This is a genomic window from Streptomyces sp. NPDC007907 (assembly GCF_042959365.1).
Lineage (GTDB): Bacteria > Actinomycetota > Actinomycetes > Streptomycetales > Streptomycetaceae > Streptomyces > Streptomyces indiaensis.
Map to the genome: position 1 here is coordinate 203,450 of NZ_JBIBKR010000009.1, position 21,268 is coordinate 224,717.

At 71.5% G+C, this 21,268-nt stretch carries 22 protein-coding genes and 1 pseudogene; 11 read left to right on the top strand and 12 right to left on the bottom strand.

The genetic code is table 11. The features are described from left to right. Window positions 1-43 precede the first annotated feature (43 nt). Both ACFZDI_RS32600 and ACFZDI_RS32605 read left to right on the top strand, forming a co-directional pair. Window positions 44-403 (top strand): hypothetical protein, encoded by a 360-nt coding sequence (locus ACFZDI_RS32600; protein WP_234847322.1) that lies wholly within the window; start codon window positions 44-46, stop codon window positions 401-403. Continuing rightward, window positions 384-812: a hypothetical protein gene (locus ACFZDI_RS32605; RefSeq protein ID WP_391255527.1), complete on the top strand. Its 429-nt coding sequence runs from the start codon at window positions 384-386 to the stop codon at window positions 810-812. Before ACFZDI_RS32600 ends, ACFZDI_RS32605 begins: the two co-directional genes overlap by 20 nt. 69 nt (window positions 813-881) lie before the next feature. Here the strand turns inward: ACFZDI_RS32605 and ACFZDI_RS32610 are convergent, their stop codons facing one another. The 3 genes from ACFZDI_RS32610 to ACFZDI_RS32620 form a co-directional block, all read right to left on the bottom strand. Beyond that, on the bottom strand, window positions 882-1,379 hold the full coding sequence (locus tag ACFZDI_RS32610; RefSeq protein ID WP_234847331.1) for a GNAT family N-acetyltransferase: 498 nt from the start codon (window positions 1,377-1,379) through the stop codon (window positions 882-884). A 56-nt stretch (window positions 1,380-1,435) separates the two neighbouring features. After that, on the bottom strand, window positions 1,436-1,930 hold the full coding sequence (locus ACFZDI_RS32615; RefSeq protein ID WP_234847320.1) for an RNA polymerase sigma factor: 495 nt from the start codon (window positions 1,928-1,930) through the stop codon (window positions 1,436-1,438). A 91-nt stretch (window positions 1,931-2,021) separates the two neighbouring features. Next, window positions 2,022-3,185, bottom strand: a complete 1,164-nt coding sequence (locus tag ACFZDI_RS32620) for a glycerophosphodiester phosphodiesterase family protein (protein ID WP_391255529.1) — start codon at window positions 3,183-3,185, stop codon at window positions 2,022-2,024. 387 nt (window positions 3,186-3,572) lie between these two features. Here ACFZDI_RS32620 and ACFZDI_RS32625 point away from each other — a divergent pair, with 387 nt between their 5' ends. Next, window positions 3,573-4,247: a 1-acyl-sn-glycerol-3-phosphate acyltransferase gene (locus ACFZDI_RS32625; RefSeq protein ID WP_234847318.1), complete on the top strand. Its 675-nt coding sequence runs from the start codon at window positions 3,573-3,575 to the stop codon at window positions 4,245-4,247. Window positions 4,248-4,490: 243 nt separating this feature from the next. On the opposite strand, the gene ACFZDI_RS32630 is transcribed toward ACFZDI_RS32625, so the two are convergent. From ACFZDI_RS32630 to argH, 4 genes are all read right to left on the bottom strand, one after another. Then, entirely contained in the window at window positions 4,491-6,026 is a 1,536-nt protein-coding gene (locus tag ACFZDI_RS32630; RefSeq protein ID WP_391255534.1) for an MFS transporter, read from the bottom strand. After that, the gene (locus ACFZDI_RS32635) at window positions 6,023-6,574 is read right to left on the bottom strand and encodes a TetR family transcriptional regulator (protein WP_391255537.1); all 552 of its coding nucleotides are present in this window, start codon (window positions 6,572-6,574) and stop codon (window positions 6,023-6,025) included. Before ACFZDI_RS32635 ends, ACFZDI_RS32630 begins: the two co-directional genes overlap by 4 nt. Before the next feature lie 88 nt (window positions 6,575-6,662). Beyond that, window positions 6,663-7,634: an aldo/keto reductase gene (locus tag ACFZDI_RS32640; protein WP_391255540.1), complete on the bottom strand. Its 972-nt coding sequence runs from the start codon at window positions 7,632-7,634 to the stop codon at window positions 6,663-6,665. A 178-nt stretch (window positions 7,635-7,812) separates the two neighbouring features. Further along, on the bottom strand, window positions 7,813-9,246 hold the full coding sequence (gene argH / locus ACFZDI_RS32645) for an argininosuccinate lyase (protein WP_391255542.1): 1,434 nt from the start codon (window positions 9,244-9,246) through the stop codon (window positions 7,813-7,815). A 224-nt stretch (window positions 9,247-9,470) separates the two neighbouring features. On the opposite strand from argH, the gene ACFZDI_RS32650 reads away from it, so the two are divergent. The 6 genes from ACFZDI_RS32650 (at window position 9,471) to ACFZDI_RS32675 (ending at window position 15,212) form a co-directional block, all read left to right on the top strand. Then, window positions 9,471-10,331, top strand: a complete 861-nt coding sequence (locus ACFZDI_RS32650) for a hypothetical protein (RefSeq protein ID WP_391255543.1) — start codon at window positions 9,471-9,473, stop codon at window positions 10,329-10,331. 140 nt (window positions 10,332-10,471) lie between these two features. Beyond that, window positions 10,472-11,059: a pyridoxamine 5'-phosphate oxidase family protein gene (locus ACFZDI_RS32655; RefSeq protein WP_391255545.1), complete on the top strand. Its 588-nt coding sequence runs from the start codon at window positions 10,472-10,474 to the stop codon at window positions 11,057-11,059. A 3-nt stretch (window positions 11,060-11,062) separates the two neighbouring features. Next, window positions 11,063-11,761: a L,D-transpeptidase family protein gene (locus ACFZDI_RS32660; protein ID WP_391255548.1), complete on the top strand. Its 699-nt coding sequence runs from the start codon at window positions 11,063-11,065 to the stop codon at window positions 11,759-11,761. A gap of 128 nt (window positions 11,762-11,889) precedes the next feature. Then, window positions 11,890-13,272, top strand: coding sequence for a ferric reductase-like transmembrane domain-containing protein (locus tag ACFZDI_RS32665; RefSeq protein ID WP_234847310.1), 1,383 nt, complete (start codon window positions 11,890-11,892; stop codon window positions 13,270-13,272). 40 nt (window positions 13,273-13,312) lie between these two features. Next, window positions 13,313-14,416, top strand: a complete 1,104-nt coding sequence (locus tag ACFZDI_RS32670; RefSeq protein WP_391255552.1) for an FMN-binding protein — start codon at window positions 13,313-13,315, stop codon at window positions 14,414-14,416. Further along, complete coding sequence (locus tag ACFZDI_RS32675; protein ID WP_234847308.1) at window positions 14,409-15,212, top strand: FAD:protein FMN transferase; 804 nt, start codon at window positions 14,409-14,411, stop codon at window positions 15,210-15,212. Before ACFZDI_RS32670 ends, ACFZDI_RS32675 begins: the two co-directional genes overlap by 8 nt. Window positions 15,213-15,553: 341 nt before the next feature. Here the strand turns inward: ACFZDI_RS32675 and ACFZDI_RS32680 are convergent, their stop codons facing one another. Genes ACFZDI_RS32680 through argC form a run of 5 tightly spaced genes read right to left on the bottom strand, consistent with a single transcriptional unit; the run spans window position 15,554 to window position 20,387 of the window. Further along, window positions 15,554-16,099: an arginine repressor gene (locus ACFZDI_RS32680; RefSeq protein WP_234847307.1), complete on the bottom strand. Its 546-nt coding sequence runs from the start codon at window positions 16,097-16,099 to the stop codon at window positions 15,554-15,556. Between the two features lie 7 nt (window positions 16,100-16,106). Then, window positions 16,107-17,306 (bottom strand): acetylornithine transaminase, encoded by a 1,200-nt coding sequence (locus ACFZDI_RS32685; RefSeq protein WP_391255556.1) that lies wholly within the window; start codon window positions 17,304-17,306, stop codon window positions 16,107-16,109. Continuing rightward, complete coding sequence (gene argB / locus ACFZDI_RS32690) at window positions 17,303-18,214, bottom strand: acetylglutamate kinase (RefSeq protein ID WP_391255559.1); 912 nt, start codon at window positions 18,212-18,214, stop codon at window positions 17,303-17,305. The genes ACFZDI_RS32685 and argB overlap by 4 nt, the downstream gene beginning before the upstream one ends. Then, window positions 18,211-19,362, bottom strand: a complete 1,152-nt coding sequence (argJ, locus tag ACFZDI_RS32695; RefSeq protein ID WP_234847304.1) for a bifunctional glutamate N-acetyltransferase/amino-acid acetyltransferase ArgJ — start codon at window positions 19,360-19,362, stop codon at window positions 18,211-18,213. The genes argB and argJ overlap by 4 nt, the downstream gene beginning before the upstream one ends. Beyond that, window positions 19,359-20,387 carry an N-acetyl-gamma-glutamyl-phosphate reductase gene (argC, locus tag ACFZDI_RS32700; protein WP_391255563.1) on the bottom strand — a complete coding sequence of 343 codons (1,029 nt, stop codon included), beginning with the start codon at window positions 20,385-20,387 and terminating at the stop codon, window positions 19,359-19,361. The genes argJ and argC overlap by 4 nt, the downstream gene beginning before the upstream one ends. 170 nt (window positions 20,388-20,557) lie before the next feature. Here argC and ACFZDI_RS32705 point away from each other — a divergent pair. Both ACFZDI_RS32705 and ACFZDI_RS32710 read left to right on the top strand, forming a co-directional pair. After that, window positions 20,558-20,902 (top strand): annotated as a pseudogene (locus tag ACFZDI_RS32705) (DUF6215 domain-containing protein); the annotation flags it as partial. A gap of 184 nt (window positions 20,903-21,086) precedes the next feature. Further along, a complete protein-coding gene (locus ACFZDI_RS32710; RefSeq protein ID WP_391255977.1) occupies window positions 21,087-21,236 on the top strand; it encodes a hypothetical protein in 150 nt (49 codons plus the stop codon). Window positions 21,237-21,268 lie beyond the last annotated feature (32 nt).

The window sequence follows — 21,268 nt, forward strand, 5'->3', positions numbered from 1 at the left end:
GGCCGGACGCAGGGGGCCTTTTCGGCCGTAATAAGGTCGCTGCATGCTGAATGCCCTGACGCTGGTGACCGGCGTCGCCGCGCTGCTGCTCGCCGCCTGGTGCGGCTGGGCGGCCTACCGCGACCAGCCGACGAAGGACTGGCACTTCATCGGGATGGCCGTGGTCACCCTGCTGTCGCTGATCCAGTTGGTCGTGGGGATCGTGCTGCTCGCGCAGGGCGAGAAGCCGGAGCAGGGCACGACGATCTTCGTGGCGTATCTGCTGGGGGCGTTCGCGTGTGTCCCGGCGGCGGGGTTCATGTCGCTGGCCGAGCGGACCCGGTGGGGTTCCGTGACGGTGGCCGCCGGTGGTGTGGTGCTGGCGGTGCTGGAGGTGCGTCTCTATGACATCTGGGGAGGCTGAGGTGAGCCGGCGCCGGCTGATCAGCGGACCGGGCACGCTGCTGGTGTGGCTGTACGGCGTGATGGTCGTGGGAGCGGTGTCGCGGTCCGCGTATCAGATCGCGACGGAGTTCGACCGCGCGCCGCTGGCGTACTCGCTGTCGGCCGTGGCGGGTGTCGTGTACGGGTTCATCACGTACACGCTGGTGCGGGGTGGGGAGACGGCGCGGAGGGTCGCCCTCGCGTGCTGTGTCGCCGAATTGGTGGGGGTGCTGACGGTGGGGACCTGGACCCTGGTCGAGCCGTCCGCCTTCCCGGACGCGACGGTGTGGTCGGACTTCGGGATGGGGTACCTCTTCATTCCCGTGCTCTTGCCGTTGTCCGCCATCTACTGGCTGCGCAAGGGTGCGCCCAAGGAGGATGCCGCCTGAGGTCCGTCAGGCGGCCGCGGACCGTGTGGGGGTCGTTCGCGCAGTTCCCCGAGCCCCTGAAGGGGCGGATCAAGCTGTCGCCGCGTAGGTGCCGGCCGGCTTCTCCAGGATGATCATCGGTACGCCGTCGGCGCCCTGGGACCTGCCCACCGTCTCGTAGCCGACCTTGCGGTAGAGGCGGAGGTTGCCCTCGCTGCGGTGGCCCGTGTGGAGACGGAAGCGTGTGGCGCCGTGCTGGTCGGCGAGGGCCGACTCGGCGGCCCGGAGGAGGCGGGCTCCGATGCCGTGTCCCTGGAGGCGCGGGTGGACGCAGAGCTTGCCGATCGCGGCGGCGCCGTCCTCGGTGACGGAGCCGCGGACCGAGCCGACGACCTCCTCGCCGAGCCGGGCCACGAAGACGCAGTCGCGGGTGACCTCCTCGCGGACCGAGTCGAGGCTTTGGACGAGCGGGTCGATGCGGTAGTTCCCGTACAGCGCCGCCTCCGACTGGAAGCACAGGTACTGCAGCCTGAAGATCTGCTCCGCGTCCTGCTCGGCCGCCGCAGAGATGATCACGCTCATGCCCATGTGCGCACGCCTCCCGCTCATCTGATCACCTGTCGTCCCCACTCCTATCCCCGTCCTCAGCGGGCCGCAACCTCCGGCGACAGCAATCTCCTGAGACATCCCAGGCATCTGGAACGTTCCGGGCCAAGACTCCCCTGTGAGATACCCAACTCCCCTGCGATTTCCCGGTATGTCAGGTCCTCAGGCGAGAGCAGGGCCTCCATGAGCCGGGGGCAGCGGCCCGGGAGGCGGCGCACCGCCTCACGCAGGGCCCGGCCACGGGCCGCCGTGAGGGCGAGCTGTTCGGGGTCGGGGTCCTGGTCGTCGACCGGTTCACCGGCGTACGGCCGTTCGAGGCGGTGCCTGCGGCGGGTGCGGCGCACCTCGGAGCGGACGGCGCGGCGCAGCCACTGCTCGGGGTCGAGCGGCGGGTCCTCCGCGTCGAGGCGCTCCAGCAGGCGGAGCCAGACCGCCTGCTCCAGATCACCCGGCTCGGTTCCGCTGAAATGTGCCTCCGCGCAGGCCTCCGCGGTGAGCAGCGGGCGCAGGGCGGTGACCAGGTCGTGCGTCATATGCGGAGCGACGCGGCCGCCCGGGCGGCGGGTTGCCCGGGCGGCCGAAGCTCACTCGACCGGGGGGTGTGGCCCCGGCTGTTGACGGGGGTCAGCCCTTGAAGTCCTCCCGGGCCAGCAGACCCGTGTCGGGCTGGTCGGTGAAGACGCCGTCGATGCCGGTCGCGAAGTACGCCTTGTAGGCGCCGAAGACGTCACCGTAGGCGTCCGCGTCCGTGCCCTTGCGGAAGTCCGCGGGCAGGAAGGGGTTCTCGTTGCGCATGGTGTACGGGTGCAGGACGAGACCGACCCGGTGCGCGTCGGCGACCAGGGTCGTCGGCGTGGTGAGCCTGCCCTGGGCGTCGCGCGGGACGACCAGGTCCAGGGTCGGGCCGATGCCCTGGGCGTAGGAGGCGATCTCACGAAGGCCGGCCGGCTTGACCAGGTCGGCGACCGTGCGCGGGTCGCCGGTCTCGACGAAGTCCCAGGGGCGGGAGCCGGCCGAGGACAGCAGGACGACCAGCGGATTGTCGACGATCTTGTGCAAGCGCTGGATGCTGGTCGGCTCGAAGGACTGGAGGATGACCGGGGAGCTGCGCCGGTCCTTGCGGTAGGTGCGCAGCAGCCTGGCGACCCGCTCCTCCAGGGGCAGACCCTGCTTGCGGAAGTAGGTGGGGTGCTTCAGCTCGGGGTAGATCCACACCTGCTTGCCGCGCTTGCGGGTCTGTTCGTCCTGCCACCTGAGGACCTCGTCGAAGGTGGGGATCTCCCAGCGGCCGTTGTAGAGGGTGTTGTGCGGGCGGTTGGCCGGGATGCGCTCGACCGCGCGCAGGGTCTTCAGCTCGGCGAGCGTGAAGTCCTCGGTGAACCAGCCGGTGGTGGAGACGCCGTCGAGCAGCTTGGTCGTCTTGCGGTCGGCGAACTCGGGGTGGTCGGCGACGTCCGTGGTGCCGCCGATCTCCGGCTCGTGACGGCAGACCAGGTGCCCGTCCTTGGTGGGCACCAGGTCGCCCGCCTCGACGATGTCGGCACCCAGGTCGAGGGCGAGCTGGTACGAACCGAAGGTGTGCTCGGGGCGGTAGCCACTGGCGCCGCGGTGGCCGATGATCGTCGGCTTGGGCAGGCTCTTGAATCCGCCGCCACCGTGCCGGGCTCCGTCGGCGCGGGCCGTGCCGGCCATGCCGAGGACCGCTCCGCCCGCCCCGAGCACCGCGGCGCCGAGCAGGGCCCGCCGTCCCGTACCGCTCGTTTCTTCGTTCGACTCCTGCGTTCCCATGAGCGCCCTTCCTGCCGTCGCGGCTCGTCCGTGCGGGCCGATCGTAGGGGCGCGTACATGACCGGTGGGAGACCCGGGGTGGAACACGCGGGTGACGCGGGATGTCGTAGTGCCTGGTGAGGAGCATGAGTTGATGGCTCGTCGCATCATGTTCGATTCGGGCGTGCCGTTCTGGGAACGCGTGCGGTGGGCTCCGGGGCGATGTGCGTCACAGCATGTCGGTCGCGTTACGTACCGTCGGCCGTGCACCACCGCAGGTAAACACGCGTCAACAGTGCGTAAGGCATCGGTGAAGTCGCCGTGCCCGATGTGCGCGATGACCGGGGCCACGAGTATCGTCCTCACCTGCACAGACTCATACAGAACCCCTTGACACCGGAGGGTCCGTTGTCCCGCTTCGCGCTCATCAAGGCAGTGCTCGGCCCGATCATGCGCCTGATGTTCCGCCCACAGGTGGAGGGTGCGGAGCACATTCCCGGCGACGGCCCTGTCATCCTGGCCGGCAACCACCTGACGTTCATCGACTCGATGATCCTGCCGCTGGTCTGCGACCGTCAGGTCTTCTTCATCGGCAAGGACGAGTACGTGACCGGGAAGGGGGTCAAGGGGCGGCTGATGGCCTGGTTCTTCACCGGTGTCGGCATGATCCCGGTCGACCGGGACGGTGGGCGGGGCGGTGTCGCCGCGCTGATGACCGGCCGGCGGGTGCTGGAGGAAGGCCGGGTCTTCGGGATCTACCCCGAGGGGACGCGGTCGCCCGACGGGCGGCTGTACCGGGGGCGGACGGGGATCGCCCGGCTGACCCTGATGACGGGGGCGCCGGTGGTGCCGTTCGCCATGATCGGTACGGACAAGCTGCAGCCGGGTGGGGCGGGGCTGCCCCGGCCGGGGAAGGTCACGGTGCGGTTCGGTGAGGCGATGGAGTTCTCCCGGTACGAGGGGATGGACCGGGATCGCTATGTACTGCGAGCCGTGACGGACTCGGTGATGGCCGAGGTGATGCGGTTGTCGGGGCAGGAGTACGTGGACATGTACGCGAGCAAGGCGAAAGAAGCGGCGTAGGTTCTTCGGGGCGCGGGTGGGGTCGGGGGGACCGGTTCGTCGGCGGCTGCGGGTTGTGGGGGCTCGTCGCGCAGTCCCCCGCGCCCCTTTGGGGCATTGCTCCCCGGGCGTTGTGGGGTAACACCCCGTGCCCGGTTCGCGCAGTTCCCCGCGCCCCTTTGGGCCTCGCTCCCCGGGCGTTGTGGGGTTGGACCCCCCGTGCCCGGTTCGCGTAGTTCCCCGCGCCCCTTTGGGGCGTGGTTCTTAATGGTGGGTCGGTTCGCTGTCTTCCAGGTTCTGGCCCCTCAGCAGGAACCAGGCCGCCACCGCTGCCGCCAGGAGGACCGCGGCGCCGGCGCCGGCTGCCAGGGCCAGGCCGTCGACGAAGGACGTACGGGCCGCTTCCAGCATCGCCTCGGCGCTGTGGGCCGGCATGTGCGCCGCCGACTCCACCGCGCCGCCCAGTGACTCGTGGGCCGCGGCCGGTGTGCCCGTCGGGCCGGTGAAGTCGCGGTAGACGCCGGTGACGATGGAGCCCAGCGCGGCGATACCGAGTGCCGCACCGAGTTCGTACGCCGTCTCGGACACGGCGGACGCGGAGCCCGCGTGCTCCTTGGGCACACTGGAGAGGATCACGTCGGCGGTCACGGTGAACGAGAAGCCGGCCCCGACACCGACCACCAGCAGCGCCGCCCCGAGCAGCGGGTAGCCGGTGGACTGGCCGAGCACGGTCAGCACGGCCAGCGCGGCGCCGATCGCCGCGAGGCCCCCGGAGACCACGGCCCGCACCGAGAAGCGCCGGGCCGCACGCCCCGCGACCAGTCCGGCCACCACCGCACCGACGGCTGCGGGCAGTTCGGCGAGCCCGGCCTCGAACGGCCCCCTGCCCTGGACGAGTTGCAGGTACTGGGACAGGAAGAACACCAGCCCGGACAGGCCGAGGATGGTCAGCAGATCGGCCAGCACCGCCCCGCTGAAGCCGCGGTGCCGGAACAGCCGCATGTCCAGCAGCGGGGCGGGCAGCCTGAGCTGACGGCGTACGAATCCGTACAGGGCGGCCGCGCCCAGCAGGCCCGCCGCCAGGGTGCTCCAGCCGAAGCCGTGGGTGGCGGCCTCCTTGATCGCGTACACGACGCCGATCATGCCGACCAGCGACAGCACGACGCTGACCAGGTCCCAGGGGCCGGGGTTCGCGGTGCGCGACTCGGGCAGCAGCTTGATGCCGACGAGGACCAGGACGGCCATCACGGGCAGGTTGATCAGGAAGACCGAACCCCACCAGAAGTGCTCCAGCAGGAACCCGCCGACGATCGGACCGACCGCCGTACCCGCGGAGGCGGTGGCGCCCCAGATGCCGACGGCGAGGCTGCGTTCGCGCGGGTCGTGGAAGAGGTTGCGGATCAGGGCGAGCGTCGCCGGCATGAGGGTCGCTCCGGCGACGCCGAGCAGCGCCCGTGCGGCGATCATCATCTCGGGCGTGCCGGCGTAGGCGTTGACGACGGATATCGCGCCGAACGCCGTGGCCCCGACCAGCAGGATCCGCTTGCGGCCGATCCGGTCGCCGAGGCTGCCCATGGACACGAGCAGACCGGCGATGACGAACGAGTACACGTCGCCGATCCACAGCAGCTGGGTGCCGGAGGGCTTGAGGTCCTCGCTGATGTAGGGGGTCGCGAGACCGAGGACGGTCGCGTCGACGGCCACCAGCAGCACGGCGAGCACGAGGACGCCGAGCGCGAGCCAGCGGCCCGGGCGCTTCACCGCCTCGGTCGTCTCCGCCGCCTGCAGGGTGCTGGTCATGATTCCTCTCTCCTGAGTGCGCCGCCGAGCAGCAGCTCGACGATCATGTGCTGGAAGTCCTTGGGTGCGCCCTTGCCGCTGTGCACCATCCAGGCGCCGGAGGCCATGAGGCCGTAGAGCGCCTCGGTGAGCCACGCGGGCGTGAGGTCGATGCGGAACTCGCCGCCGAGCTGGCCGCGGCGGAACAGGCCGGAGATCCGGTCGTCGATCGTGGCCCAGCCGGCGTTCTGGCCCTCGCCCTCGAACAGCTGGTTCTCGGTGTAGAGGAACGCGAGCAGTCCGGCGGCGGGCTCCATGGCCCCGACCAGGCGGCGGACCGCCTCGCTCGCCGTGCCCTCGTCGAGCCGGGCCACGTCCAGCGCCGCCTCGCACTCCGCGATGCCGAGCGCCTCCAGTGCCCGGACGAGGGCATCGCGTCCGGCGAAGTGTCGGTGCAGCGTGGCCCGGCTGATCCCGGCGGCCTTGGCGACCTCGTCCATGGTCGCGGTGGATTTGCGGGTCAGCAGGGCGGCGGCGGCGCGCAGCACGTGCTCAGGGTCGACAGCCATGAGACAAGCCTAACCCATATGAGACACGAATGTCTCACGCGGGGCATGCGTGACTCACCACTGCCGTGGTGGTGCGGTGCCGGTGTGATCAGTGCCAGGGCAGCTGTGCCCGCCGCTGCCAGTAGGCGTGCGGCTCCTCCACCAGCGCGGCGAGGCGGGTCAGCTGGTCGTCGTCGAGGTCGACGACCGCCGCGTGCAGGTTCGAGGCGAGCTGGTTGGTGGTGGCGGCACCGGAGAGGACGACACCGGCCCAGGGCTGCCGGAGGATGACGGCCAGGGCGACGGCGTCGCAGCCCAGCCCGGTCCGGTCGGCGATCTCCCGCAGGGCGCCGGGGGCGTGCGGTCCGGCGAGCCGGCCGTTGGCCATGCCCTCCTTGACGATCACGGTGAGTCCGGCGTCGTGGGCCTCGGCGAGGGCGGGCGCGGCGGAGGTCTCCAGCGCGTTGTACGTGGACTGCACGGTACGGAAGAGGGGTTCGCCGTCGACCGTCACCGCGAGGGCGGCACGGATCGCGTCCGCCTGGGTGGGGCCGCTGGTGGAGAACCCGACGGTGAGGCCCTGCGCGGCGGCCTCCGCGAGCTTCGCGTGCAGCTCCTTGTCGGTGAGGGCCGGACTGTCCGGGGTCACCGAGTGGATCTGGTAGAGGTCGAGCCGGTCGCCGAGCAGGGCGTCGCTCTCGGCGCGCTGGCGTTCGTAGGTGGCGAGGCTGTGGTCCTTGACCTCGTGCTTCTCGGCGTCGGTGGACCAGTCGGCGGTGTACGTGTAGCCCCACTTGCTGCCTACGACGATGTCGTCGAGGCCGGGCCTGTCCTTCAGCCAGTCGGCGAGGAACTCCTCGGAGCGGCCGTAGGAGCGGGCCACGTCGAAGTAGCGGACGCCCTGGGCGTAGGCGGCGTCGAGGAGTTCGTGCGTGCGGGTGCGGAGCGTCTCGACGCTCCGGTCTTCTCCGAGGTCTTCGTCCCGGCCGAGGTTGATGTAGCCCGGGCGCCCTACGGCGGCGAGGCCGAGGCCGATGTGGCAGGTGGGGGTGGTCGCAGTGGCCAGGCGGGCGAAGGGCATCGCGGGCTCCGTTCGGTCGGCTCCGGTACGGCTTCCGACCAACGTACCCGCGATGACCTTCGCCTCGGAGCTCGGCCGTTGCGGTGTTTCGGCGAGTGCGGGTCGTCTTCGCTTGTTCGCGCCCACGCGGCGGAGCCGCACATCGGTACAGCCCCGCGCCCCTGAGGGGGCGTGCCCCTCAGGCCTGCTTCCTGGCCACCGCCCACTCGTGCTGGGCCGCCACGTCGGCCTTCACCTCCGCCAGCTGGACGGCGACCGCGCTCGGGGCCGTGCCGCCCCTGCCGTTGCGGGAGGCCAGGGCGCCGGGGACGTTGAGGACCGTGCGGACCTCGGGGGTGAGGTGGGCGGAGATCTTGGCGAACTGCTCGTCGGTGAGCTCGTCCAGTTCCTTGCCCTCGGCCTCGGCGACCTTCACGCACTCGCCCGCGACCTCGTGGGCCACCCGGAACGGCACGCCCTGCTTCACCAGCCACTCGGCGATGTCCGTGGCGAGGGAGAAGCCGGCCGGGGCCAGTTCCTCCATGCGCTCGCGGTGGACGGTGAGGGTGGCCATCATGCCGGTGAAGGCCGGGAGCAGGATCTCCAGCTGGTCGATGGAGTCGAAGACCGGCTCCTTGTCCTCCTGGAGGTCGCGGTTGTACGCGAGCGGGAGCGCCTTGAGCGTGGCCATCAGGCCCGTGAGGTTGCCGATCAGGCGGCCCGACTTGCCCCGGGCCAACTCGGCGATGTCCGGGTTCTTCTTCTGCGGCATGATCGACGAGCCCGTCGAGAAGGCGTCGTGCAGGGTCACGAAGGAGAACTCCTTCGTGTTCCAGATGATGACCTCCTCGGCGATCCGGGAGAGGTTGACGCCGATCATCGCCGTGATGAAGGCGAACTCGGCGACGAAGTCCCGGGAGGCCGTGCCGTCGATGGAGTTGCCGGCCGAGCCGTGTTCAAAACCGAGGTCCTCCGCCACGGCCTCCGGGTCCAGCCCGAGGGAGGAACCCGCCAGGGCGCCCGAGCCGTAGGGCGAGACCGCGGTCCGCGCGTCCCACTGGCGCAGCCGCTCCGCGTCCCGCGAGAGGGACTGGACGTGGGCCAGGACGTGGTGGGCGAAGAGGACGGGCTGGGCGTGCTGGAGGTGCGTGCGGCCGGGCATCGCCACGTCGGGGTGGGCCTCGGCCAGACCGATCAGCGCGTCCTGGAGCTCGGCGATCAGGCCGCCGACGATCCGGGCGTGGTCACGCAGGTACATGCGGAAGAGGGTCGCGACCTGGTCGTTGCGGGAGCGGCCCGCGCGCAGCTTGCCGCCGAGGCCGGCGCCGAGGCGCTCCAGGAGGCCGCGCTCCAGGGCGGTGTGGACGTCCTCGTCGGCGATGGTGCCCACGAACGAGCCGTCGGCGACGTCCGCCTCCAGCTGGTCGAGGCCGGCGATCATGCGAGTCAGCTCGTCCTCCGTGAGCAGGCCCGCCTTGTGCAGCACGCGCGCGTGGGCACGCGAACCGGCGATGTCGTACGGCGCGAGCCGCCAGTCGAAGTGGACGGACGCGGACAGCTTCGCCAGGGCCTCGGCGGGACCGTCGGCGAACCGGCCGCCCCAGAGCCGGACGTCACCGCTGTTGCTGCTCACCTGCTGCGCTCCTCAAGGGGGGTGGATGTGCCTCACCGTCATGCATGAGTATGCAGACTTCTGCATGATTCGTCAATCCAGCAGGGCCGGCAGGCGGTTTCCGGCCACGTGAGAGCAATTTGAAGATCCTTTGAACGCGAGAAACCGCTTACTCGTACCTCTCGCCGAACGCAGGCGCCGCGTTACGACACCGATGACACCACGACCCCTAGTGAGGCATCCGCATGTCCAGGGCTCTTCCGAAGTACAACAAGCGTCGCGTCACGTTCATCGGCGGCGCCGCCGCGGTGGCACTGTCCGGCACGGTGATCGCCGGCTTCGCCCTCGCCGGGGAGACGCCCGACAGCGGCGCCGAGAACGCCCGGACGCTGGCCGGGCCGGGCACGATCACCTGCCCGGACGTCCGCTCCAAGCTCCCGGCCGTGCCCGCCTCCGCCAAGGCCGAGGTCGACCGCAACCTCACCCTGCTCAACACGCAGATCCAGGAGGCCAACAAGCGTCTGGTCGACACCGTCGGCCAGGGCGGCCCCAACTTCGTCCAGAACGCCATCCTCGGCCCCCTCAAGGACAAGCGCGTCTCGACCGTCAACCGCATCGCCACCGCCATCGGACGGACCGCCGCCAAGCCGCAGGGCCTGGAGGCCCTGGCCGCCTGCACGCTGAACGGCGCGGGTACCAACGCGGGCGGCGGCGCGGCCGGCAAGCCGCAGGCGGGCGGCAACGCGAGCAGCGCCGGCAATGCAGGGAACGCGGGCAACGTCGGCAATCCGGGGAACGCCGGTAACGCCGGTGCCGGCACGATCACCTGCCCGGACGTCCGCTCCAAGCTCCCGGCCGTGCCCGCCTCCGCCAAGGCCGAGGTCGACCGCAACCTCACCCTGCTCAACACGCAGATCCAGGAGGCCAACAAGCGTCTGGTCGACACCGTCGGCCAGGGCGGCCCCAACTTCGTCCAGAACGCCATCCTCGGCCCCCTCAAGGACAAGCGCGTCTCGACCGTCAACCGCATCGCCACCGCCATCGGACGGACCGCCGCCAAGCCGCAGGGCCTGGAGGCCCTGGCCGCGTGCACCCTCAACAAGTGAGGTGACAGGCGCTGTGGCCGCCCCGCGGGAGCGCCGGCCGGGGCGGCCATGGACGACGCCTGCCCGCGGGGTCCGGCCGAGGTGACCGGACCCCGCAATTCCTTAGACGCTCGAAAGGTTCACGGCCATAATCGTTCGACATGGGAAAGACTCATGAGCGCATAGACGGCCGACTCCGCACGTTCATCGAGGGGCAGCCGGTCTTCTTCACCGCCACCGCGCCCCTGGCGGCGGACGGTACGGTCAACCTCTCCCCCAAGGGCCTCAAGGGCTCGTTCGCGGTGCTGGACGAGCACACCGTGGCCTACCTCGACTTCGCCGGCTCCAACGCCGAGACCATCGCCCACCTGCGGGAGAACGGGCGGATCACGCTGATGTGGTGTGCTTTCCAGGGCCCGCCGAACATCGTGCGCGTGCACGGCAGGGGCGAGCCGGTCTTCCGTGACGACCCCCGCTTCGGAGAGCTGCTCGGGCGCTTCCCCGACATCGACCCGGCGCGGCACGGCCTGCGCGCGATCATCGTCGTCACCGCCGAACTCATCCGCGACACCTGCGGTTACGCGGTTCCCTTCATGACGTACGAGGAGGAGCGGGACCTGCACGGAAAGCGCTTCGCCCGGGAGGACGACGCGTCCCTCAGCGCCTACTTCAGCAGGAAGGAGCACATCGCCAGCAGCCTGGACGGACTACCCGGGCTGCCGTTGCCGCTGCCGCCCTCTACGGTCTGAGGCATGCGCCCCGGTGCCGTCGCCCTCGCCGTCTCCTCTCTGATCGTGCTCGGTGCCGGGCCGCCCGCGCCCCCGCCGCCCTTGCCCGCGCGGATGGCCCACACCGGCGGCGGCACCCAGCTCATCACCGCGGTGGCCCCGACGCGGGCCTCGACGACGGGGACCGTCACCTGGTGGGACCGCTCGGGCGGGCGCTGGGTGAAGCGGGGTTCCGCGCCCGCCCGCTTCGGAGCGAACGGGCTCGTCGCGGGCGCCGGCCGCACGCAGGGCACGAACACCACACCGACCGGCCTCTACGACCTGCCGTACGCCTTCGGGATCGAGGCGGCGCCGCGCGGGACGGCGTACCCCTACCGACGGGTGCACCAGGACTCCTGGTGGTGCCAGGACAACGACTCCCGCTCCTACAACCGCTGGACCGAGCCGCGCGCGGCGGACTGCCGGGCCGCCGAGTCCGAGCACCTGATCGGCTACGCGACGCAGTACGCGCACGCGCTCGTCGTCGGCTTCAACTACAAGCGTCCGGTGCGGGGGCGCGGCGCGGGCATCTTCCTCCACGTCAACGGGCGGGGGGCGACCGCCGGTTGTGTGTCGGTGCCCGGGGAGGCGATGCGGCGGATCCTCGTCTGGGCCGACCCCGCGCGGCGGCCGCACATCGCCGTGGGCACGCGGAGCGGGAGCACGGCCGTCACCCGCGTGTGACGGGGGCGCCGACCGTGTGAGTGTTACCAACGGTCACTCCTGTTCGTGCCCGAGTCGGCGCGCGGCTGAACGCTCCCGTGCCCCGGCACGTATGTGTGGGCCAAGGGTCAAGTCCCCACGGAGGAACCGTGACCACCACGCTCGCAGGCGGACGTGCCGCCCGCCGCCAGACGATGCGCCGCATCCGCCCGCGCCGCTCACCCGCCGTCCCGCTGCTGATCGCCCTGTGGGCCGGTGCGGCGGCCGTGCTGTGGCTGTGGTGGGACAACACGCCGTCCCTCGCCGACAACACGAGCAAGATCCTGGCCGCGGGCCGGATCACCGGTCTGCTCGCCGGGTACCTCATGGCGCTCGTGGTGCTCCAGATGGCCCGGGTGCCCGCGCTGGAGCGCCGGGTGGGGACCGACCGGGTGGCGCGCTGGCACGCGATGACCGGCCGCTACACGCTCTGTCTGGTGCTGGCCCACGTCTTCCTCACCATGTGGGGCTACGCGCTCCAGGCGGGCAAGGGGCTCGGTGACGTCGTCCAGCAGACGGTGGACTCCGTCAACCAGCTGCCGGACATGGGCAAGGCCGCCATCGGCACGGGCCTGCTGTTCCTCATCGGGATCCTGTCGATCGGCGGGGTGCGGCGCCTGATCGGCTACGACACCTGGTACCACGTGCACCTGCTCACGTACGCGTCGGTGTACATGACGTTCTGGCACCAGATCACGACCGGCAACGAGTTCGCCGTCGAGCCGGCCGCGAAGACCTTCTGGTACGGGCTGTACGGCGTGGTGACCGCGCTGGTCCTCTGGTACCGGATCCTCACCCCGATCCGGTTGAACCTGCGTCACCGGATGCGGGTCGCGGCGGTCATCGAGGAGACGCCGGGGATCGTGTCCGTGCTGATCAGTGGGCGCAAGCTGCACCGGATGGGCGCGGAGGCCGGGCACTTCTTCCGCTGGCGGTTCAAGGCACCGGGCATGCGCTTCAGTTCGCACCCGTACTCGCTGTCGGCGGCGCCCCGCCCGGACATGCTGCGGATCACGGTCAAGGCGATCGGTGACCACACCTCCCGGCTGCGCGACCTCGAGCCCGGCACCAAGGTGTGGGCCGAGGGCCCGTACGGCGCGATGACCGCGCAGCGGCGCAGCCGCGGCAAGGTGCTGCTGGTCGCGGGCGGTGTCGGCATCACCCCGATGCGGGCGCTGTTCGAGACGCTGCCGGGCGCGTCCGGCGACATCACCCTGCTGTACCGGGCCAACACCACCCAGGACCTGGCGTTGTGGGGCGAACTCGCCAAGATCGCCGACGAGCGCGGCGCGCGGCTGATGTACGCGGTCAACAGCCCGGAAGGCGAGCGCCCCGACATCTCGGCGGAGTCCCTCCAGCGCAAGATCCCGGACATCGGCGACCACGACGTCTTCATGTGCGGGCCGCCCGGCTTCGCGCAGTCGGTCTACGAGGCACTGCGCGGCGCGGGAGTACCCGCCCGCCGTATCCATCACGAGTCGTTCGAGATGTGAGCGACGGGACACCAACGGCCCTTCAGGAGTTTGGGAAACGATGAGGAAGTCTCACCCCGTCCGGCGTGCCGTGCTCGCCGGCGCAGCCACCGTCTCCGGGATCGTGCTGCTGCTGTCCCTCAAGCCGGCCTCCGACCCGGGGTCGGCCCAGGCGGCGGGGCAGGCTCCGCCCGCGGCGGCCGGGCAGGCACCGCAGGGCGGTGTGAACGGAGCGGTCACCGGTGACGCGGCGCAGACGCAGTACGGCGCCGTGCAGGTCCGCCTGACGATGAACAACGGCAAGATCACCCAGGCCGAGGCGGTCCAGGCACCCAAGGGCGGCCGCAGCGACCAGATCACGGCCAGTTCGGTGCCGCGGCTGAACCAGGCGGTGGTCGCGGCGCAGAGCGCGGACATCGACGCGGTCTCCGGGGCGACGTACACCAGCGCCGGCTACAAGAAGTCCCTCCAGTCGGCGCTGGACAAGGCGAAGGCGTCGGGCGGGGCCCAGCAGGGGGCGGGCGGCGCGCAGACGCTGACCGGCGATGTGGCGCAGACGCAGTACGGGCCGGTGCAGGTGCGGGTGACCGTGGCCGGCGGGAAGATCACCAAGGCCGAGGCCGTGCAGGCACCCAAGGGCGGCCGCAGCGACCAGATCACCTCCTCCTCCGTCCCCCGCCTCAACCAGGCGGCCGTCGCGGCCGGAAGCGCCGACATCGACGCCGTCTCCGGAGCCACGTACACCAGCGCCGGCTACAAGAAGTCCCTCCAGTCGGCCCTGGACAAGGCCCCGGCCGGGGGCGGTTCCTCTCAGGCGTCGGGTTCGGGGGGCGGTCAGGCGGCGGGGTCCGGGGGCGGTCAGGCGGCGGGGTCCGGGGGCGGTCAGGCGGCGACGCAGACGCTCACCGGCAGTGTGGCGCAGACGCAGTACGGGCCGGTGCAGGTGCGGGTGACCGTGGCCGGCGGGAAGATCACCAAGGCCGAGGCCGTGCAGGCACCCAAGGGCGGCCGCAGCGACCAGATCACCTCCTCCTCCGTCCCCCGCCTCAACCAGGCGGCCGTCGCGGCCGGAAGCGCCGACATCGACGCCGTCTCCGGAGCCACGTACACCAGCGCCGGCTACAAGAAGTCCCTCCAGTCGGCGCTGGACCAGGCCGGTGGCTGAGACGGTGGCCGACTCCGCACAGGCTCCCGCCGCGGTACGTCATGCCGAGGAGACGATGGGGACCGTCTTCTCCTTCGACGTCCGCGGCGGGGAACCGGCCGCCGTGCGTGCGGCCCTGGACGAGGCCGTGGCCGGGCTGCACCGGGTGGACGCGGTGTTCAGCACGTACCGCGAGGACAGTCAGATCTCGCGGCTGCAGCGCGGTGAGGTGAGTGTCGCGCAGTGCGATCCCGAGGTCGCCGAGGTGCTGGAACTGGCCGCGGAGGCGGAGCGGCTCAGTCACGGCTGGTTCAGCACGTCGTACCAGGGCCGCCTCGATCCGACCGGCATCGTGAAGGGCTGGGCGGTCGAACGGGCGGCGCGGCGGCTGGCGGAGGTGCCCGGGGTGTGCGGGGTGAATCTCAACGGCGGCGGCGATGTGCAGTTGCTCGGGACACCGGGTGGGCAGCGGCCGTGGCGCGTGGGGGTGTCCGACCCGTTGCGGCCGGGCGGCCTGGCGGCGGTGGTCTCGGCGGCCGGGGTGTCGGAGCTGTCCGTGGCCACGTCCGGTACGGCGGAGCGGGGAGACCACATCGTCGATCCTCGAACGGGTCGTTCCGCCGTGACGGACCTGGTCTCCGTGACGGTGGTGGGGCCCCGGCTGACGTGGGTGGACTGCTGGGCCACGGCGGCGTTCGCGATGGGGTCGCGGGAGGGGCTGGCGTGGCTGGAGTCGCTGCCGGGTGTCGAGGCACTGCTGATCACTGCCGGCGACGAGGTGCGCTGCACCGGGGGGTTGGCGGCGAGGCTGGGCTGAGCTGGGGCTGGGGGCGGGGCGTTACGCAGCCCGGCGAAACGGGGTGCCTCCCCCAAGCTCTCGGCTTCGTTCGAGCAGGGGGGACCCCCACGCCCACCCGTGCCGCCCCTAGCGGCACGCATGCCCCGCAGCTCAGAGCGTAGCGGGGCGCCGCTCTCCTTGAGAGGGCGCCGCCCCTGGCAGCGCGGGGCCGACCCAGGGGCGCGGGGAACTGCGCGACCAGCCACAACGCACCCCCACCGCACATCCAGCCGGGGGCACACCCCTCAGGGCCGCAGGGAACTGCGCGACCAGCCACAGCGCACCCGCACACGGACACCCGCCCCGCTCCCCCACGGCGCTCAGTGACCGTTCTGGGCCAGCCTCAGCAAATGGTCGGCCAGGGCCTGCCCACCCGTCGGGTCCCTGCTGATCAGCATCAGCGTGTCGTCACCCGCGATCGTCCCCAGGATGTCGTGCAGCTCGGCCTGGTCGATCGCCGAGGCCAGGAACTGCGCCGCCCCCGGAGGCGTCCGCAGGACCACGAGGTTCGCCGAGGCCTCCGCGGAGATCAGCAGCTCCTGCGAGAGCCGCCGCATCCGCTCCTCCTTCGCCGAACCGCCCAGCGGTGCCCGGGGCGTGCGGAACCCGCCCTCGCTGGGCACCGCGTAGATCAGGTCGCCGTCGGCATTGCGGATCTTCACCGCGTTCAGCTCGTCCAGGTCCCGGCTGAGCGTCGCCTGCGTGACGCTCAGCCCGTCGTCGGCGAGCAGCTTCGCCAGCTGGCTCTGCGACCGGACCGGCTGCCGGTTGAGGATGTCCACGATCCGGCGGTGGCGGGCGGTGCGGGTCTGCGGCACGGCGGGCCCGTTCGCCCCCGGCTGCTCGTTGTCCTGCGCCTGGCTCATCGTCGTCTCATTCCCCGGATCGTCCGTCCCCGCTGACTGCCTGGAGGATGCCGGGCAGCGCCCCGAGGAACGCGTCCGCCTCGTCGTCGCGGAGGTTCAGCGGCGGCATCAGCCGGACGACGTCGGGGGCGGGCGCGTTCACCAGGAATCCGGCCTCCTGAGCCGCCTGGCGCACCTGCGGCGCGAGCGGCTCGGTGAGCACGATACCCAGGAGGAGTCCCGTACCCCGGACGAAATCGATCAACGGATGGCCGAGGCCCTCGATTCCGTCCCGCAATCTCTCGCTCTGCCGCTTGACGTTCTCCAGCAACCCCTCGTTCTCGATGGTGTCGAGGACGGCGAGCCCGGCGGCGCAGGCCACGGGATTGCCACCGAAGGTCGTGCCGTGCTGGCCGGGCCGGAGCAGGTCGGCCGCGCGCCCGAAGGCGACGGTCGCGCCGAGCGGCAGCCCGCCGCCGAGCTGCTTGGCGAGGGTGACCACGTCGGGCAGGACGCCCTCGTGGGCCTGGTACTCGAACCAGTGCCCGGTCCGGCCGATGCCGGTCTGCACCTCGTCCAGGACGAGGAGCGCCCCGGTCGCGGCCGTGATGGCCCGGGCCGCCTTGAGGTATCCGGCGGGCGGGACGACCACGCCGAGCTCGCCCTGGATCGGTTCCAGGACGACGAGCGCGGTCTCGTCCGTCACCGCCGCGGCCAGGGCCTGCGCGTCTCCGAACGGCACGTGGGTGACGTCGCCGGGCAGCGGCAGGAACGGCTCGCGCTTGCCGGCCTGGCCGGTGAGCGCCAGGGCGCCCATGGTCCGCCCGTGGAAGGCGCCCTCGGTGGCGACGATGTGGGTCCGGCCGGTCAGCCGGCCGATCTTGAAGGCGGCCTCGTTGGCCTCGGCGCCGGAGTTGCAGAAGAAGACCTTGCCGTCCCGGCCGAACAGGGTGAGCAGCCGTTCGGCGAGGGCGACGGTCGGCTCGGCCATGAAGAAGTTGGAGATGTGGCCCAGGGAGCCGATCTGCCGGGTGACGGCCTCGACGACCGCCGGGTGGGCGTGGCCGAGGGCGTTGGTGGCGATGCCGCCGACGAAGTCGAGGTACGCGTTGCCGTCGGCGTCCCACACCTGGGTGCCCGCGCCGCGTGCCAGGGGCAGCAGCGGGGTGCCGTAGTTGTTCATGAGCGCGCCCTGCCACCGCTCGGCGTACTCCTGGTGGGCGGTCATGCGGCGTCCCCCTCCTGCTCGTCGGGCACGACCATCGTGCCGATGCCCTCGTCGGTGAAGATCTCCAGCAGGATCGAGTGCTGGACCCGGCCGTCGATGACGCGGGCGGTGGTGACGCCGTTGCGTACGGCGTGCAGGCAGCCCTCCATCTTCGGCACCATGCCGGACGACAGGTCCGGCAGCAGCCGCTCCAGCTCGGCGGCGGTGAGGCGGCTGATCACCTCGTCGCTGTGTGGCCAGTCCTCGTAAAGGCCCTCGACGTCCGTGAGGACCATGAGGGTTTCGGCGTCCAGTGCAGCAGCGAGTGCCGCAGCCGCCGTATCAGCATTGACGTTGTAGACATGTCCGTCGTCCTGGCTCCGGGCGATCGAGGAGACGACCGGGATGCGGCCGTCGGCGAGCAGGGCCTCGATCGCGCCGGTGTCGATCGCGGTGATCTCGCCCACCCGCCCGATGTCGACCAGCTCGCCGTCGATCTCGGGCTGGTGCTTGGTGGCGGTGATGGTGTGGGCGTCCTCGCCGGTCAGGCCCACGGCGAGCGGCCCGTGCTGGTTGAGCAGCCCGACCAGTTCCCGCTGGACCTGCCCGGCCAGCACCATTCGTACGACGTCCATGGCGTCCTCGGTGGTCACCCGCAGGCCGGCCTTGAACTCGCTGACGACGCCGTGCTGGTCGAGGGCGGCGCTGATCTGCGGGCCGCCGCCGTGCACGACGACGGGCTTGAGGCCGGCGTGGTGCAGGAACACCACGTCCTGGGCGAAGGCCGCCTTGAGGTCCTCGTCGATCATGGCGTTGCCGCCGAACTTGATGACGACCGTCTTGCCGTTGTGCCGGACCAGCCAGGGCAGGGCCTCGATGAGGATCTGCGCCTTGGGCAGCGCGGTGTGCTTGCGGGTCGGAGTGCTCATGAGCTGTAGGCGCTGTTCTCGTGGACGTAGTCGGCGGTGAGGTCGTTGGTCCAGATGGTGGCGGTCTCGGACCCGGCGGCGAGGTCGGCGACGATGTGCACCTCGCGGTAGCGCATGTCGACCTTGTCGCGGTCCTCGCCCACGCCGCCGTTCTTGCAGACCCACACGCCGTTGATGGCGACGTTCAGCCGATCCGGTTCGAAGGCCGCCTGCGTGGTGCCGATCGCGGACAGCACGCGGCCCCAGTTGGGGTCCTCGCCGTGGATGGCGCACTTGAGGAGGTTGTTGCGGGCGATGGAGCGGCCCACCTCGACGGCGTCGTCCTCGGTCGCGGCGCCCACCACCTCGATCTTGATGTCCTTGCTGGCGCCCTCGGCGTCCCGGATGAGCTGCTGTCCGAGGTCGTCGCAGACCTGCCGCACGGCCTCGGCGAACTCCTCGTACTCCGGGGTGACTCCGGCGGAGCCGGAGGCGAGCAGCAGCACGGTGTCGTTGGTGGACATGCAGCCGTCGGAGTCGACCCGGTCGAAGGTCGTGCGGGTGGCGGCGCGCAGGGCCTTGTCCAGGACGTCGTTCTCCAGGGCCGCGTCGGTGGTGAGGACGACGAGCATGGTGGCGAGGCCGGGGGCGAGCATGCCCGCGCCCTTGGCCATGCCGCCGACCGTCCAGCCGTCCCGGGTGACGACGGACGTCTTGTGGACGGTGTCGGTGGTCTTGATGGCGATGGCGGCCTTCTCCCCGCCGTGCTCGCTCAGGGACCCGGCGGCCGTCTCGATGCCCGGGAGCAGCTTGTCCATGGGGAGCAGGACGCCGATGAGGCCGGTGGAGCAGACGGCCACCTCGATGGCGCCCCGGCCGAGGACCTCGGCGGCCTTCTCGGCGGTCGCGTGGGTGTCCTGGAAGCCCTTGGGGCCCGTACAGGCGTTGGCGCCGCCGGAGTTGAGGACGACGGCGGACACCTGGCCGCTCTTCAGTACCTGCTCGGACCACAGGACCGGGGCGGCCTTCACTCGGTTGGAGGTGAAGACGCCCGCGGCGGCGCGGCGGGGGCCGGTGTTGACCACGAGGGCCAGGTCGGGGTTGCCGTTCTCCTTGATCCCGGCGGCGATGCCCGCCGCCGTGAATCCCTTTGCTGCCGTCACACTCACGGCGCAACTCCGATCGTCGTCAGTCCGGTGGTCTCGTCGAGACCCAGGGCGATGTTCATGCTCTGGACGGCACCGCCCGCGGTGCCCTTGGTGAGGTTGTCGATGGCGCTGATCACGATGATCCGCCCGGCGTCCGCGTCGTACGCGACCTGCACCTGAACGGCGTTCGAACCGTGGACGGACGCCGTGGCGGGCCACTGGCCCTCGGGGAGCAGGTGCACGAACGGTTCGTCGGCGAAGGCCTTGTCGTAGGCGGCGCGCAGCGACTCGCCCGTGACGCCGTCGGCGGCCTTGGCGCTGCACGTGGCGAGGATGCCGCGGGGCATCGGCGCGAGGGTCGGCGTGAAGGACACGGAGACCGGCTTCCCCGCCGCCGCGCTGAGGTTCTGGGTGATCTCGGGGGTGTGCCGGTGCACGCCGCCGACTCCGTAGGGGGACATCGACCCCATGACCTCGCTGCCCAGCAGATGCGGCTTGGGCGCCTTGCCCGCGCCGGAGGTGCCGGACGCGGCGACGATCACGGCCTCGGGTTCGGCCAGGCCCGCCGCGTACGCGGGGAAGAGGGCGAGGGAGACGGCGGTGGGGTAGCACCCGGGCACCGCGACGCGCTTGGACCCCTCCAGCGCGGCGCGGGCGCCCGGCAGTTCGGGGAGGCCGTAGGGCCAGGTGCCGGCGTGCGGGGAGCCGTAGAACCGCTCCCAGGCGGCGGCGTCCGTCAGGCGGAAGTCGGCGCCCATGTCGATCACGAGCACGTCCGGGCCGAGCTGCTCGGCGACGGCGGCCGACTGGCCGTGCGGCAGCGCGAGGAAGACGACGTCGTGGCCGGTGAGCACGTCCGGGGTGGTCTCCTGGAGGACCTGGCCGGCCAGGGGCAGCAGGTGCGGCTGGAGCGCACCGAGCCTCTGTCCCGCGTTCGAGTTGCCGGTCAGGGCACCGATCTCGACCTCGGGGTGGGTCAGGAGCAGACGCAGCAGTTCCCCGCCCGCATATCCGCTCGCTCCGGCCACTGCCGCACGCACCGCCATGGAACCTCCTCCTTAGAGGGCATGACTATACGTTTCGCTGCACGTTTATGCAATCCCATGCAGGGGTGGCGCGTTCGCCGCTGCCGGTCCGGGAATCCGGCTTTGTCCTGACCATGACCACAGGTTAAGGTCCGCGGGCGCATCTCCGGGACGACGGTGGGTGGGGGAACATGACCGGGGAGATCGACGCGCCCGTGACGAGCGCGAACGCGCGGGGCAGGCGCTCGCGGCGGTGGCACTGGTGGGGCGCTCGGTGCCGGCTTCTGGGGCCTCGCGCGGACGTCGTCCGAGGAGAGCAGCGAGCCGAGGCCGGCCGCCTGCCCCGGGGGCGGGACCTCGCCGCGAAGGGCAGGCACCTCTCCGGCGCGCAGCTGTGCGAGGCGCTGAACCGGTCCGACCTGGCCGCCCTGCTGGGCACGCCGGCGGAGATCGCGAAGACGGCCTCCGGCAGCGGCAGTTCCATCGGGAAGATCGCCACCCCGCAGGCTCAGGTCGTGTTCGAGACGTTCGCCGTGACGCTCTCGGCGACCTACGACGGCCTTGCGGTGGCCGGCTCGGAAACGCTGCTCGGGAGGGACGCCGCTCCGCAGAAGGTGCTGGGCCGACCGGGGGTGCTCTACTCGACCCGCACCATCAGCATCAGTTTCCGGCTCCACGGCGAGGACGTCGACAGCGGGCCCCGGCGTTCCGGCCCGGGCCGTGACCGTGGCACGGGACGCGGAGGACCGCGGGGGCTCCCTCGACGTCACCCTGTGGCGCGCGGACGGAGTGGTGCCGGACGACGCGGTGCTGCCGCGGGTCGCGGAGAAGGTGCTGCCGACGGTCCCCGGACGGAAGTCGGGCAGGTGACACGCACGCGGTGACGGCACTGCCGACGGCCC

Excerpts from the sequence above, each read along its gene's own strand:
- ACFZDI_RS32670 (WP_391255552.1), top strand. The coding sequence starts at position 13,313 with ATGAGGAAGTCTCACCCCGTCCGGCGTGCCGTGCTCGCCGGCGCAGCC.
- ACFZDI_RS32655 (WP_391255545.1), top strand. The coding sequence starts at position 10,472 with ATGGGAAAGACTCATGAGCGCATAGACGGCCGACTCCGCACGTTCATC.
- ACFZDI_RS32600 (WP_234847322.1), top strand. The coding sequence starts at position 44 with ATGCTGAATGCCCTGACGCTGGTGACCGGCGTCGCCGCGCTGCTGCTC.
- argB (WP_391255559.1), bottom strand. The coding sequence starts at position 18,214 with ATGAGCACTCCGACCCGCAAGCACACCGCGCTGCCCAAGGCGCAGATC.
- ACFZDI_RS32620 (WP_391255529.1), bottom strand. The coding sequence starts at position 3,185 with ATGGGAACGCAGGAGTCGAACGAAGAAACGAGCGGTACGGGACGGCGG.
- argC (WP_391255563.1), bottom strand. The coding sequence starts at position 20,387 with ATGGCGGTGCGTGCGGCAGTGGCCGGAGCGAGCGGATATGCGGGCGGG.
- ACFZDI_RS32660 (WP_391255548.1), top strand. The coding sequence starts at position 11,063 with ATGCGCCCCGGTGCCGTCGCCCTCGCCGTCTCCTCTCTGATCGTGCTC.
- ACFZDI_RS32610 (WP_234847331.1), bottom strand. The coding sequence starts at position 1,379 with ATGGGCATGAGCGTGATCATCTCTGCGGCGGCCGAGCAGGACGCGGAG.
- ACFZDI_RS32680 (WP_234847307.1), bottom strand. The coding sequence starts at position 16,099 with ATGAGCCAGGCGCAGGACAACGAGCAGCCGGGGGCGAACGGGCCCGCC.
- ACFZDI_RS32650 (WP_391255543.1), top strand. The coding sequence starts at position 9,471 with ATGTCCAGGGCTCTTCCGAAGTACAACAAGCGTCGCGTCACGTTCATC.
- ACFZDI_RS32685 (WP_391255556.1), bottom strand. The coding sequence starts at position 17,306 with ATGACCGCCCACCAGGAGTACGCCGAGCGGTGGCAGGGCGCGCTCATG.
- ACFZDI_RS32630 (WP_391255534.1), bottom strand. The coding sequence starts at position 6,026 with ATGACCAGCACCCTGCAGGCGGCGGAGACGACCGAGGCGGTGAAGCGC.
- ACFZDI_RS32640 (WP_391255540.1), bottom strand. The coding sequence starts at position 7,634 with ATGCCCTTCGCCCGCCTGGCCACTGCGACCACCCCCACCTGCCACATC.
- ACFZDI_RS32635 (WP_391255537.1), bottom strand. The coding sequence starts at position 6,574 with ATGGCTGTCGACCCTGAGCACGTGCTGCGCGCCGCCGCCGCCCTGCTG.
- ACFZDI_RS32615 (WP_234847320.1), bottom strand. The coding sequence starts at position 1,930 with ATGACGCACGACCTGGTCACCGCCCTGCGCCCGCTGCTCACCGCGGAG.
- ACFZDI_RS32605 (WP_391255527.1), top strand. The coding sequence starts at position 384 with ATGACATCTGGGGAGGCTGAGGTGAGCCGGCGCCGGCTGATCAGCGGA.